Origin of the sequence: Bradyrhizobium genosp. SA-3 (genome assembly GCF_004212635.1) — a bacterium.
Classification (GTDB): domain Bacteria; phylum Pseudomonadota; class Alphaproteobacteria; order Rhizobiales; family Xanthobacteraceae; genus Bradyrhizobium.
The window spans coordinates 1-13,620 of the sequence record NZ_PSRT01000114.1; the positions used below are offsets into that span (position 1 = coordinate 1).

General features: G+C 57.6%; 10 protein-coding genes. 4 read left to right on the forward strand and 6 right to left on the reverse strand.

What is annotated here, in order from left to right; translation table 11 throughout:
- Positions 1 to 174 precede the first annotated feature (174 nt).
- Together CWO91_RS31280 and CWO91_RS31285 are read right to left on the reverse strand one after the other, a co-directional pair.
- Positions 175 to 921 (reverse strand): sulfite exporter TauE/SafE family protein, encoded by a 747-nt coding sequence (locus CWO91_RS31280; RefSeq protein ID WP_130219186.1) that lies wholly within the window; start codon positions 919 to 921, stop codon positions 175 to 177.
- Positions 922 to 1,197: 276 nt separating this feature from the next.
- Positions 1,198 to 1,650, reverse strand: coding sequence for a cupin domain-containing protein (locus CWO91_RS31285; RefSeq protein ID WP_130219188.1), 453 nt, complete (start codon positions 1,648 to 1,650; stop codon positions 1,198 to 1,200).
- 381 nt (positions 1,651 to 2,031) lie between these two features.
- Between CWO91_RS31285 and CWO91_RS31290 the strand changes: the two genes are divergently transcribed.
- Positions 2,032 to 3,096, forward strand: a complete 1,065-nt coding sequence (locus CWO91_RS31290; RefSeq protein WP_130219190.1) for an SDR family oxidoreductase — start codon at positions 2,032 to 2,034, stop codon at positions 3,094 to 3,096.
- 181 nt (positions 3,097 to 3,277) lie between these two features.
- Here the strand turns inward: CWO91_RS31290 and CWO91_RS31295 are convergent, their stop codons facing one another.
- Complete coding sequence (locus CWO91_RS31295; RefSeq protein WP_130219192.1) at positions 3,278 to 3,892, reverse strand: glutathione S-transferase family protein; 615 nt, start codon at positions 3,890 to 3,892, stop codon at positions 3,278 to 3,280.
- A 237-nt stretch (positions 3,893 to 4,129) separates the two neighbouring features.
- Here CWO91_RS31295 and CWO91_RS31300 point away from each other — a divergent pair, with 237 nt between their 5' ends.
- Positions 4,130 to 4,546, forward strand: a complete 417-nt coding sequence (locus CWO91_RS31300; protein ID WP_130219194.1) for a cupin domain-containing protein — start codon at positions 4,130 to 4,132, stop codon at positions 4,544 to 4,546.
- 794 nt (positions 4,547 to 5,340) lie between these two features.
- Here the strand turns inward: CWO91_RS31300 and CWO91_RS31310 are convergent.
- Genes CWO91_RS31310 through CWO91_RS31320 form a run of 3 tightly spaced genes read right to left on the reverse strand, consistent with a single transcriptional unit; the run spans position 5,341 to position 7,270 of the window.
- Positions 5,341 to 5,583, reverse strand: a complete 243-nt coding sequence (locus CWO91_RS31310; RefSeq protein WP_130219198.1) for a hypothetical protein — start codon at positions 5,581 to 5,583, stop codon at positions 5,341 to 5,343.
- A gap of 54 nt (positions 5,584 to 5,637) precedes the next feature.
- Positions 5,638 to 6,447, reverse strand: a complete 810-nt coding sequence (locus CWO91_RS31315) for a hypothetical protein (protein ID WP_130219200.1) — start codon at positions 6,445 to 6,447, stop codon at positions 5,638 to 5,640.
- Entirely contained in the window at positions 6,386 to 7,270 is an 885-nt protein-coding gene (locus tag CWO91_RS31320) for a YdaU family protein (protein ID WP_130219202.1), read from the reverse strand. The genes CWO91_RS31315 and CWO91_RS31320 overlap by 62 nt, the downstream gene beginning before the upstream one ends.
- A gap of 1,395 nt (positions 7,271 to 8,665) precedes the next feature.
- Between CWO91_RS31320 and CWO91_RS31325 the strand changes: the two genes are divergently transcribed.
- Positions 8,666 to 10,018 carry a hypothetical protein gene (locus CWO91_RS31325; RefSeq protein WP_130219204.1) on the forward strand — a complete coding sequence of 451 codons (1,353 nt, stop codon included), beginning with the start codon at positions 8,666 to 8,668 and terminating at the stop codon, positions 10,016 to 10,018.
- Positions 10,002 to 12,374, forward strand: coding sequence for a hypothetical protein (locus CWO91_RS31330; protein ID WP_130219206.1), 2,373 nt, complete (start codon positions 10,002 to 10,004; stop codon positions 12,372 to 12,374). The genes CWO91_RS31325 and CWO91_RS31330 overlap by 17 nt, the downstream gene beginning before the upstream one ends.
- The last annotated feature ends 1,246 nt before the right edge of the window (positions 12,375 to 13,620 follow it).

Here is a 13,620-nt window from a genome sequence, read left to right on the forward strand (position 1 = left end):
TCACAGGACACGCACATATGACCAGCTTTATCAAAGTTCTTGTTAGCATCGTAGCCTGAGTCGCGCAGATTCCGCCTATAAAGTGCCGAAGCAGGCTGTTCGCCAACACTACCGCCTGCTGGAACACCAACAGCCGCCATGCTTGTCGGCTACTTCCCCCAGACGAAAAGCGCACTAAGTGGACCGGAGCGCGCGGAAAAGCTGCACTAGAGAGAGCGTCACGATCAGCACGCCTACGGCCGTCGTCAGACCCCGAGCTGGGACATGCTTCACAAACCAGCCTCCGAATGGAGCCGCGAGCACGCCGCCAAGCACGAGTGGAATGAGGTGTTCCAGAGGCACGGCACCAATTTCCGTGAAAAAAGTGGTTGCCGCCGAGACGGTAACGAAGAACTCAGCTGTATTGACCGAGCCTACGGAGTAGCGCGGCGCGTGCCCTGACCCCACGAGCGTTGTTGTTGTAATCGGTCCCCACCCGCCGCCGCCAGTCGCATCGAGAAACCCTGCGCCAAATCCGAGCACTGTAGTCCAGCCTTGGGGAGTTCGTGGTATCGGCGTGATCCGGCGCGATTTCCAGAGAATATAGAGTCCCATGACAAGCAAATAGGCGTAGACCAAGCGGCGCGCGGCTGTGACTTCGATGTTCGATAGAACCCAGGCGCCTAAAATCGCGCCCAACACTCCTGCCACGCCCAAGCGCGCCACCATCCGCCAATCCACATTGCGATGATAGATGTGCGAAGCCGCCGATGCGCTCGTGGTGAAGACTTCAGCCGTATGAACCAGCGCGCTAGCGTGTGCCGGCGGCAAGCCTATAGCCAACAGCGCGGTGTTCGTCAGCACGCCGTAGGCCATACCAAGGGCACCGTCGACCAACTGTGCCATGAACCCCACGGCGAACAAAAGCCACCAGATGTCCATAAAATTACCTCCGACGATGGAGGCAATACTATCAGTCTTGGATCAATGTTCGCTGTTATTGCCTAGCAAGGCTGACACAGACGTCCATTCCGGGTCAACACTAGAAGTCCTGACCTGCCTTGATCCACTTCCGCTATGGCTTCGGAAGCTGACCCGCCCGACCAATCCTAAAGGTCAACTCCGGGCCAACAGCCGACATCGCGCTTGTGCCGGAATGAAGAAAGAGGCCGCCGATTGAGTCGGCCTCTTAATCACTCATACTTCGGCGCTTCGTTTTTACTTCTTGCGCGGATCGTCGGCTGGATCGATGAACTCGATGCCCCCCGGCCCAGTGAACACAATTTGGACGATCGTTTCTTCGCTTGTCGTCCAAACATAATGGGGGTGCTTCGCCGGCAGCGCGAAGACGGAGCCCGGCTTCAATGTCTCGCCTTTCGAGGGATCAAACTTTTCCCCCATGGCGTTCCCAAAGCTGCCACTCATCACGGTGACGACCTCGGAATAGGGATGAGTGTGCGGCGGAATTTTATAATTCGGCGGGAGTTTCACCCGCTGGACGATCGTCTCGGCCTTTGTTGGGTCACCGATCAGGATGGCGGTTTGCGCGCCCCTGAAGACCGGATGCTCTTTCCACGTCAGCCCATCGGGCTTGACCACCTTCATCGCATCTTGAGCCATCGCAGAACTTGCCAACGCGATCAAAGTGGCGGCGACAAAGAACTTGTTCATCCTAACCTCCTCTCACATGTTGCGAAGAAGGCCCAATAGGATACAGCAAAAACTCAAACTGAGGCACTTAAATCATTTTCGGGTCGCCTTGAACCGTCCATCGCAAACCCAGTCCGAATTGGGTCAAAGGTGTCGCTTTGGCGGCCTGGCGATCACTTCCGAGCTGGCGCTATAAGCGGACCATTTCGGAGCTTATTCGCATGTCGTAAAGGGGCCAAATTCGGACATCAGCCGCTCACTCGATCAACTCATCGGCGAGTGCGACGAGGTTGTCCGGGATATTCAGGCCGAGCGCCCCGGCGCCCGCCAGGCAGCGTCGCAATGCAGGCGACAAGAGCCTTGAACACGGCTACCATCGTAGTCGAAAGGAATCGGGCACACATGGGTGAGCGCAAAGAGGCCGTAGTCGTCGGAGCGCTCGGAGTGATCGGACGCTACATCGTCGAGCGGCTGCTTAGGCAGGACGACTGGTCCGTCATCGGTCTGTCGCGCCGTGCGGCCGGCGCCGTGCCCCGCTACCGCCACATCAGTGTCGATCTACTAGACCGTGAGGACGCGGCGGCGAAGCTCGCCGACCTGACGGAAGCCACGCACGTCTTCTACGCGGCGTTTCAGCCTGCGGCGGGCGCCGCCGCGGGCTATGCATCGAACATCGCTCCAAACCGCGACATGCTGGTTAACGCCGTGACCGCGATCGACAGCGCGTCGTCCGCGCTGCGCCGCGTGGTGCTGGTCACCGGCACAAAATATTATGGCTCGCACCTCGGGCCATTCAAAACACCGGCACGAGAGAGTGACCCGCGCCACATGGGTTCCAACTATTATTTCGAGCAGATCGACTGGCTCGCCGCCTTCCAGCGCGGCAAGCGCTGGGACTGGGTGGAGCTGCGGCCGCAGACCTTATGCGGCTTTGCGCCGGGCACGCCGATGAGTCTGGCGCCGGCGATCGCGGTCTACGCCGCGATCAGCAAGGAGCTTGGGTTGCCGCTGCGTTCCGGGAAGCCTGGCGCCTATACATCGATCTACCAGGTCACTGAATCCGCGCACTTCGCCAACGCTGCGCTCTGGGCGGCGAGCACGCCTCAGTGCGGGCTCGAAGCTTTCAACATCACCAACGGTGACTATTTCCGCTGGAAGAATCTGTGGCCGAAGCTCGCGGCCGCTTTCGATATGCCAGCCGGCGACGTACAGACGATAAGCCTTACCGCACACATGATAGACAACGCACCACTCTGGCGCGTCATGACAGAGAGACATGGGCTGAAGCCCTACGCCTACGATGAGCTCGTGGCCTGGCCCTTTGCCGATTACGTCTTCAGTTGCGACTGGGACGTGATGTCGGACGTTACTAAATCGCGCCACTTCGGCTTCCACGATGTGGTCGATAGCGAAGAGATGTTCGTGCGGCTCATGCGTGAGTTCCGCGCGGAGCGGATCGTTCCCTGAGACGCATCGGCGCCGCAAGAGCGATCATCTGCATGACGCCCGCTGAGGGTCACTAGCGGCGGTCGAAGGATCGCTGATGCCATGTCCGGACCGCCCTTAATACCAGACCAGCCGCAGGCGACGGAGCCCGTCGGCTTTGGGGCCACAAGCGGCAATCAACGATGTTGATGCGAGACCCGATCTACAGATTGATTTTCTCTTTGGCCAATACCTGCTGTACGGCAGGTCGCTCCAGCATCCTATCCTTGAATGCTGAGAAGTTTTTCAATTCCTGCATGGGGTAGCCTCTGCGTAATCCCCAAGGGTAGAAGACGAACAGATAGGGATCAGCCACCGAATATTGGTTCAAAAACCAACTTCGCTCCGCAAGCTTGCTGTCGATCTGTTGGAGGTATCCATCAAACATCTCGCGGCCTCTCTCTTGTATCTGAGGATGCACAGCAGGATCGGCAGCGTAACGCTCTGGCCGCCACATGTGCGCGACGGAAGGATGAACATTCGTCGCCAAGAAGCCGATGAGTGATAGCACTCTCGCCTCCGCGATTGGATCGGTCGGCCAAAGCCCAAATCGCTTGCCCAAATACGGAAGGATCGCAGTGTTCTCGACGAGAGGCTCTCCCTCATCCAGCACTAGCGTGGGCACGCGGCCGTGCGGATTAATCTTCAAGTAGGCTTCAGAGCGCTGCTCCGCGTCAGCGAAATTGACTCGTTGCGATTGATACTCTTCGCCGCTTTCCTGCAGCACGATGTGCGCCGCCATCGAGCAAGCGCCAGGAGAAAAATATAACGTCAGCATATTTCGTTCCCCCGTTCTGATTTCGGCAATCAAATCACAATAGATCGGCGTAGAGCAGGGCAAAAGGTCCGTTATGGGTCCAAGGCTGCCCTCGGTAGCCAGAATGACCTTGGTCGGGTCACGTCTATGAAGCGGACATCCCCGCGCCCTGGGCTGAGGTCAGCCACTTTCGGACATGGCCAAAACCTGTAGATCTGATAAGTTTGGGTATTCTCAATCAAATATTTGGAGGAAGTAATGTTTGTCAGGTACTTACTTTCCGCCGCCGTAGTCACGTTGACGATGACCAGTATCGCTGCCGCTCAGCAGAATCCACCAGTGGCGACCCAGCAAACCGCCACGATAAAGCGGACGCCACTACAGAAGTTTGATGTGCCCGGCACCAACTATGAGACGGTGATTGGAATTGCTGAGGTCATGCCCAATGTGAATATTGGGCGCCACACGCATCCCGGTCCTGAGTCAGGCTTTATGCTTGATGGCGAAATGGTGCTCATGGTCGACGGTCAACCAGACAAGACGGTAAAGTCCGGTGAGAGCTACCAACTTGCACCCGGTGTTATTCACGATGCAAAGGCCGGACCGAACGGCGCGAAAGTGATTGCTACTTACGTTGTCGAGAAAGGAAAGCCGCTCGCTTCTCCGGCTCCGTAGTGATGTCCGCCTAGGGTCACAAGCGGCGGTCGAAGCGAGCGCGGCTCCGCGTCCGTTCTACCGACGATAGCCGACATCACAACAGAATCGGTCACAAGCAGACGAGGGGGCCGAATCGCAGGACATCCGCTCTGGCCCCACAAGCTGAAGTTCATGATCACCCTCTAAAGGGCCTTCGGGCGAGATCTGGCACGCGGAACCGTAGGTTGAAACCGTAGCTATCGCCGGGAGCAGCGAAAAATACCAAGCAGTCAACGGAATGGGGAGGAGGGAGTATCCGCTGGTCTAGGGTTCAGACCCAATCTCGCCACCAGAAAAATATGTCCAGCATTGCTGGTTAACCTACCTCCTGATCTTCCCTGTTTTATTCAACCTTCAGCCCGCGAGATGCGCGTTGTTGCCGACGCACAGCTTCTTCGCGGAGGCGACACTCGACATACGCCTCAATGCTGCGCCACGTAATCTTGCGAGACGAACCTTCCAGGTAGCTTTCCAGTATCCCAGCATTCAAGAGTTCGTAGAGTTTTGCGCGCCCAATCCTCAGAACCGTCATGGTTTCTTGGACAGTGGCGACGAGCGCTGGTCGGGCCTGAGCCAGGAATTCGGTAGTACTATCGGAAGTCGTTCTCATAAGTGGAGCCTTTTTGGTCGAGTCGTCACGTATGCGTTTGCGTCTCGCGGTTTAGAGGCGGGGCCTCAAAGAGCGCGGGTCCCCGGCGGCGACTGCGCGGGGCCGTCCATGAGCACGAGCCAAACTGGCTTCAGGGAAGGGCTGATAACCCAAGAGCGCCTGCTCATGCGACTTCTCCCGTCTCTGCACCTGCGATCTCGAGCATTCCGGCCACGGCGCAGGCGGGGCGGAGCTTCGCATCCATCTGCTCGGCAGTGAGCCGCGGATCGACGCGCAGGCGAACGCCATGCTCCCTGATGCGATAGAACACCGCCGGCGCCACGCCCTGCGGCTTGGCCCCGTTTGCCTTGCGCTCAGGTGCTCGCCACGCGCTCGGATCGTCTGGCTTCTTCAGTCTTGCCAACATTCCCTGTCCCTTTAATCCGCCCTGGATCGTTGGATCGGTCTCGCGACGCAGAGGTTACTCTTCGGGTGAAAACTCGCACTTCGGCGGCGACGCGGGCTTGTGGCGCTCAAGCACCAGGCCGGTGGCCATCGCCACTGACATCGAAATCGTCATGCCGTGCTGGTTGGTTGGAGGCTCGTAGCCCTGCAGAATGTACTGCATGCGGCGCGCGTGCTCCTCGCGCTTGGCCTTCTCCTCCTCGTACTTCTGACGCTCCAGGCGCTGCTGTTCGCTCTCCACTTTGTCTCCGGTGAGCGCCCTCACAGTCTCGTCGGCCAAGGCGCGCATGCGCTCTCGTTGCTCCGGCGTTAGCTTCGGCTTTGCCTCCTCAACCTTGGCGGTGAGAAGCAGCTTGAGCTTGTCCCGCTCGATGCGCGCGGCCTCGAGCTTGGCATCCGCGATCTGGTGGATGCGAGGTGCTGCCGGCGGAAAGTCCGGATTGAGCCCGACGACAGCGCCGCGGCGAATGTCGTTGCACGCCTGCTCGACCGCCCATGCAGGCAGGTCCGAAAGCAATCGGGTGTAGGCGGCCACCGTGGGCTGGTCGGCCTTCCCGTAACCTGTGAGGGCTGCTGCAACAGCGCGCTCGATACGCACCTTGTCGGCCTGGCCATTCGCGAGCAGCAAAGCCCTGTTCACGAGGCGTTGCCGGTTTTCGAGCAAATCCTTCTCGGCCGTGGTCAACTGGCGCTGCATGACGGGGCGGCTGCCGCACCATTCGAGCGCGTTCTGCGCGTTGGCCGCGATCAGGTCGACGGCAGGGTCAGGCATCCAAGATAATACCGGGTCCTGCGGAGTAGTCTGGGCGGGTAGGTTCGGCTGCATCGGTCAGTCCATTCAGTTGATCGTCAAGTTCGAGGAAAACTTCGGCGGCGCTCTTGTGTCTTCCTGGCCTTGGCGGACCAGTGGTCCCCTGCGGAACGCCGCGCCTCAGCTCCTCGTGCGCATCGGCGATCGCCTGCTCGAAATACTGCGGCGACCTTGGCGCCTCGGTGCGCCGGGCCATGATCCGCTCGATCGTGTTCACGACGATGTCAGGGATGTATCCGGCGTCGCGCCACTTCTTCGCGAAGTAGCTGGTGCCGATCACACGCTGGTCGTGCTTGTCGAGGCGCTGGGCAAGCATGATCCGCTCGGCGAGGGCGTGATCGTCCGCGATGAAGGCCGATTTGCTCGGCGGCGGAGCAGCAGCAGATGTTGCTCCGCTAGGAGCAACATTCTGTGATTGTGACTGTGACTGTGACTGTGCATTCTGGGGCACACCTCCGGGAATGCTTGGAGCATCGCCGGAGGATGCTTCCCGCTTGCTCCGCTGTTTACCCCAACGAGCCTCCGCGGCGGTTTTGGCCTTGTTGCTGCTCGATTTTCCGACTTCGGCGGCGTGCGCAAGCTCCTCCTCGATCCGCTTGTGTCGCCACACGCCGTTCTCGATCTCGAAAAAGCACGCGAGAGCGGGCCGGATCTTGCTCGCCCAGCGCTTCACAGGCATGCGCGCGATCGTCGCCAGCACGTCGTCGTCGTCCGGCGGGGCGCCAGTCGTCCAGTAGTCGAGCATCAGCAACAGGTACGCGCCGTGGGCCTCAGTGGTCAGGCGCGCGGTGTCCTTGATGTAGTCGCCGACATAGAAGGGGAACCAGGGTCGAGACATTTCACAGTTTCACAGTTGAGGGCTTCACAACGGGCGATTTCACGCTTCACAGGTTTTGCCGCTGTGAAGCGGGCGAGGCTTTGGGTCGGTGCCTGGCGCGATCACCCGGCCAAGCTCCATCTGCTCGAAGGGTGACCGGACCCAGCAGCGGTATTCAGGAGCCGAAATATCCAAACAAGTTGAAAGGCGAGGGCACGGATGCGGTTCACAGCTTCACAACGCTCCGAAATAAACGAGCTCGCACCGGCCAGGCACGCCACGGATGTCCGGTCAGGGCACGGTTTGGTTCATCAGGGGATGCAGAGCGATAACTTCTCAGCGGCTCTCACACACAAGGGCAAGCTGACGTGCGTCAGCGCATGTGCGAACAGAACGGGCAAAGCACCGACCAGCTGCATCGATGGCCGGCCCCCCTCCGATGAGCCCAGGGGTCGTGACCAAACGCGCAGCCGTGAGGGTGATCGCCGGCTCTGAGAAGATCGCTACAGTGAGACTATGAAAATGATGACCGAGAGCTACACAAAAGGATCTAGGCTCGCAATCAGATGATTCCAACAAGCAATTTTCAGGCGCTGTTGCGGTGGAAAACTATCTGTTTGGGCATGTCGCTCCGAGTGTTATTGCCAAGGTGCTGAAGACCCTGTGATTTTCATGATCGATTTTGCAGGGTAACTCCTTCCGCATCCCGCGAAGGCGTCAACTCCTCTCTCCGCATGCTCTCCAAGTGTACGCGCTCGCACGGTGATCAATCTTAACATGGGCGTCTAAGCAGGCTCGTATTGCCAAGGAGCTATCGGCGGACGGGGCTCCTCCGAACTGCACCTGCTAAAACATTGAATTAAATGCAATTGATAGGAATACGTTCGGAATCCGCGCGCGTAGCTACGGCGATCATCTACGAACAAGGCGCAAAATCAGGCCGTGACATCCGGTTGCGCGATCCAACGGAGTTGATGTCGGCTTTGCGCCAGCAAGATGCCGTTGCTGCGAGTCACTGAACTAACGGCGTGAGCCAGTTCGAACGTCCGAAGCCGCCTAGCTTACGTTTACTCGGGTCGTCCGCTTTTGAGAGCGCGCGTCGATGCAGACATCGAAAGTCCAAGTAATTCTGTCTGCCGAGCACCCGTGCTACGCGCGAGCGCTCGGCAGTAGCATCTAGGTATTTCGGATCGGTCCGCGCATGCGCTACGAAAGCCAGCCATATTCGCGTCTTAGGCAATCTAGCCCGGGAGCTCGAGAATTTGAAGGTCCCCTGCCGATCGCAGGTTCGGTGTTCAACTAAAACGCCGGCTGCGGTGCCGTTTGGCGTTTGGCCTAACCGGGGCGGGCCGATCCCAATTGTTCAAATTGGTTGTATGTTTTTTTGAACTAAATTGATTCGAGGCTGGACACACTATGCACCCGATCTTCTCCGTACGCCCTGAGGAAATTCAAAGTCTTACAGACGTACAAGCACGAGAATTGATCGCGAGACTCTGCAAATCGGAGCTACGAGCCAGGGGCATCTCAACCGCGGCGGTAAGTTGGGGAGGAGATCAGCGAGCTAAGGATGGAGGTGTCGACGTTCGGGTTGATGTAAGTCCGCCGCTCGGGATCGGCGGATATATCAAGAAGGATCGCTGCGCATTCCAGGTGAAAGCGGAGACTTTTAGCGCGTCAAAGATACCGGGTGAAATGGCACCGAAGGGCGTCGTGCGCAAAGCTTTAACGGACCTTGCAGCAAGCGGCGGCGCTTACGTCATTGCCTCAACGAGGGATAACCTTTCGGACAGTTCACTGGCTGATCGTAAAGCCGCGATGGAGCTATGTTTGTCTAGCTTTTCCATGGCCGGAAAAATTGAGGTCGACTTCTTTGATTGTCGCCGTATTGCAGACTGGGTCGAACAATATCCAGCGATGGTTATCTGGGTGAAGGTAGCTTCCGGCAAGCCCCTAGTAGGCTGGAGGCCATATGGTCCATGGGCATATCTAGAAAACGACGCCGACTCTGAGTACCTCATCGATGATCGAGTGAAGGTTTTTGTCCCGAATGCTGACGAGGGGAGTGATGTTTCATCCGCCATAATGCGCCTTCGGACGGATTTGAGCAAGAATGTATCCGTTCGGATGGTGGGCTTGTCCGGAGTCGGAAAGACTAGGCTTGTCCAGGCGTTGTTCGACAAACGGATATGCCCGGGCAAGCCGGCGCTTGATTCAGAAAACGTGATTTACGCAGACTTGTCGGATGCCCTCACACCGCAGCCGGGCATGATGGTCGAGGCTCTCGTTCAATCGGATTCCGACTGTATAGTCGTCGTCGACAATTGCGGCCAGGACGTTCATCGAAGGCTGACCGAAATTGCAAAGCGACCGGGAAGCGCAATACGACTTATTACTGTTGAGTATGACATTCGTGACGACCTGCCAGAGGACACTGCTTGCTATCGTCTTGAAGGATCTTCTGACGAGATAATTAAACGCCTTCTCAAGCGCCGGTTCAGTCTCCTTTCGGAAAATGACATCGACAAAATCGCGGAGTTCTCCGATGGCAACACCCGAGTGGCCTATGCCCTCGCGTCCACGAGCGCGACAAGTGGCGAGCTTGCTCGGCTCAGAGATAGCGAACTCTTCCACCGGCTTTTTCATCAGAAGAATGTTGAAAGTAGCGAGCTCTTGAATTGTGCTGAGGCTGCCAGCCTTCTGTATTCGTTCGACGGCGAGGATACATCCCAAGGCTCTGAGATAAGCATTTTTGGCCGGGTTGGTTGAAGTCTCAGAAGTGACTTTCCTACGCAGCGTGATCCAGTTGCAGAGGCGGGGTCTTGTCCAACAGCGCGGCAAATGGCGCGCCGTGCTTCCTCACGCGATTTCCAATCGTTTGGCGGCAAATGCCATGGAGGCATATCCGCCCGAGCTCCTGAGCCGCCTTTTGGTTAAGGACGCATCCGAGCGCGTAGCCCGATCGTTCTCGCGCCGACTCGGTTTTTTGCACGAGTCAAAGCGGGCGGTCGAGACGGTGTCATCATGGCTAAAGCCAAGCGGATGCCTCGGCGACTTGGCAAGTCTAAACGACCTCGGTCGTGGAATGTTCATTAATGTCGCGCCAGTGAGCGAAGAAGCCGCGTTGGCCGCTTTGGAGCGGGCCGCTGTCAACAACGAGTTCACGTCTACGGAAAACTATAACCGACGCGAGTTCGCTCGTGTCGCGCGGTCGATCGCGTATGATTCTCGATTCTTTGACCGAGCAGCGCAAATCCTCGTCTGTTTAGCCTTGGCTGAACCGGATGATTATAACTCTGAACCGGTTCGCGATGTTCTCAAGTCACTGTTCTTTTGCCGTCTCTCTGGGACCGAAGCCAGGTCCGCACAAAGGTCCCAAGTAGTTCGAACGCTCTTATTCTCAGCCGACGAGCGGGAGCAAAAGCTAGGATTGGTGCTCCTGGATGCGGCGCTGGAGGCTTGGCATTTCACGTCTGTGCACGGATTTGAATTTGGCGCTCGAAAGCGCGACTTCGGGTGGTGGCCTCGAACCCAAGACGATGTTCGGGAGTGGTACACACCCTTCTTGGGTATTGCGGTTGAGATCGGCGTCACAAACTCTCTCCTGGGCCGAGAGGCGAGGTCGGTTCTAGGTGCGTCGGTGCGTGGCCTCTGGGTGCGAGCCCAATTGACTGATGAGATCGTCAGGGCCGCTCAAGTACTGAAGTCTGTAGATGGCTGGCCAGACGGCTGGCTGGGAGCGCGGCGCATACTTCGGTTTGACAAGGGTGCTCTCAGCACGGATTCGCTTACGCAGCTTCTACTGCTGGAGCATGAACTGGCACCGCGTGATTTGAGGGCGAAGATCGGTGCTAGAGTCATCGCTCGCGGGTCATTCGCGGATGACATCGATCTACCCGCGACGGGGGATGGCATCAGCGCCGATGCCGCTTCCCGCTTCCATGCGTCCGAGAAAGCGGCTGAGAATCTTGGAAAGGCTGCAGCCCACGAAGATAATCTCTTGCTCGAAATCCTGCCGGAGCTGATTCGCAATGGCACCAACAGCAAAGTTGTGAGCTTTGGACACGGCATAGGACAAGAATGCGCCAGTGTAGCTTGCTTGCTGGGCAAAGTCCGGGCTTTGATCCTCGACTCTGTATCGGGTTCGGTGAGTCTAATTTTTGTTCGCGGTGTACTCTCTGGCTGGAACAAAGCAAATCCGAGTGGAGTGGCGTCGTTCCTAGAAGACGCACTCTATGACGAAGTGTGGGGTAGATGGTTTCCTGAACTTCAGCTGTGTGTGCAGCTCGATGCCAGGGGCTACGAGCGTTTGTTGAAATCGCTTGACCTGGGTAAATCTCCCATATGGCAGTACCAGTACCAGTACCTGGGCCTGGGTCGAGCAACCGATCCGCTATCCATCACGCAGATTGCGAAGTTGGTCGACGGCCTTTGCGCAAAATCAAACGGCCTTGAGGTTGCTGTGGATGTACTGGGGATGGTCATTCACTGTGCAGCAGAGAAAAATGATTTATACCGCAGTGAACTTGGACGCCTCTGTATTAGTTTCCTTCGAAACCTAGATTGGTCGAATGTTCGCATTGACAACGATCGCATCGAACACGAGTTCGATGTAATCTTGGAATTCGCTCTCGGCGCTGCAGACGCAGACGCCGAGAAGCTGGCGGCCCTGCACAATCTGATGGTATTTGAACGATCCTCGCGGCGATCCTACTACGGCCGAGGCCGATTGCTCGCCCCCTTTTTTAAGCATTTGCCTAAAGAGACGCTCGATGCGATTTATGTTCCAGACGAGGACGGGACGTACCGCACGGCGATGAGGGTCGTCTCCAAATTTGATAGCGACAGACGGGAAACGGCCGTTCAGAGTGTATCTACTGATGCACTCATCGAATGGTGCGAGACATCTCCTGCCGATAGATATGCCTTCGCCGCTGAAACGTGCCGCCTTTCGAAAAGGGCTCCGAGGACGCCGGCCCCCAAACGATCTCCGATGTGGCAGTGCGCATCCTCGCGTCGGCGGATCAAAGGGCGAAGGTTCTCAGTATATTTATCAGGCGTTTTCGACCCGGAACCTGGTCCGGCCCGCTCTCGATCGTGCTTCGCGAACGTTTGCCTCTACTGAGTAAATTGAATCCCACGGGAGACGCGGCGATGACCGCGCAGATCGACGAAGCTCGGGAGGAGTTCTCTGATTGGATCTCAAAAGAGGAAAAAAAGGAAGAAGCTGAGGAAAGGGCGCGAAGCGAAAGCTTCGAGTAGACTCCAACACAGGTCGTTCATCCCATCCGACCTTCGACGGGCTCTGTTGGATTTGCAGCGATAGGCAGCGCAACGGCGATTTACGATCCCACGGATCACCGCTCCTCCAAACGGGAATGACCAAGGCGTTGCAGATTCTAAAGTTTTCGGTGGGGTGAGGCGCGGTTGAGTTGAGTAACTACGGTTACAAGCTACAGATTTGCTTGCTGCTGCGAGCGGGCCCGAAGGGCAGGGCACTACGGATTGGTCAAATCGCAGAATTCGGCCGAACGCCTTCGATAGCTTTCGATATCCACCAAGCCGCCGCTGGCTGCTTGCAGCGCATTGCCGAAGTCACGGGAGTGCTACTGCCAACACGGGAGGGCTTGCGTCGCGCTATGGCGGAGGGGGGTTTGCGGTAGTCTTGCCGGGGGTGACGGAAGACGGGGCAGTCATGGTCGCCGACGCAATACGTCTGCTGGTGCAGCTCCGCTAGCCCCTTCAATGACTGAGTTGCGGAGGGCGAGTGGATGACGTCCGGAAAGATCGAGACAAGGCTCGTTACCAAACAGCTGTCAGATAAAACCCTCGATGTATGCTCTGACCGCCCTAGTGTCCCCAGCCGTGGCGGCACAGATGCCGAATGCATGGATCTCACGAGGCATTGAGCAGCTCGGGCTATTGAGGATATCCATCATTATCGAAGAAGCAGCCTCGCGTATCCGGCCGGCGCTCAGAAGTGCGAGAGCGTTTTCCTTGCTCCGTTCAAGATATTCTTCTCGCGTTAACATTGAAGCCTAGACCCAAGGCGATGACGTAAAACAGCCTGTTCTTCACTGGCTTGGCAGTCAATCCCTTTAGAGTGCCAAAAGCGGCCGAGCCCCCGACAGATGCTGCCGCGCGATGTCTGCCTTAGGGTCAACCTGAGAAGAACTCAGGTTGAGCACATTTGGTCCGCTCTGCCGTCATGAGCGGACCTCGTCAGGCGAGGCGCGACTTCGCAGATGGGCCAGAAGCGGACATTAACGCCCGACTTCGCGACCACGAATGGAGCCCTTACCGCGTGACTTACCGCACAGTGGAATCTCGGCGCGAAAGCATGACGACAAGAGCATTAATTTGGTCGCGAC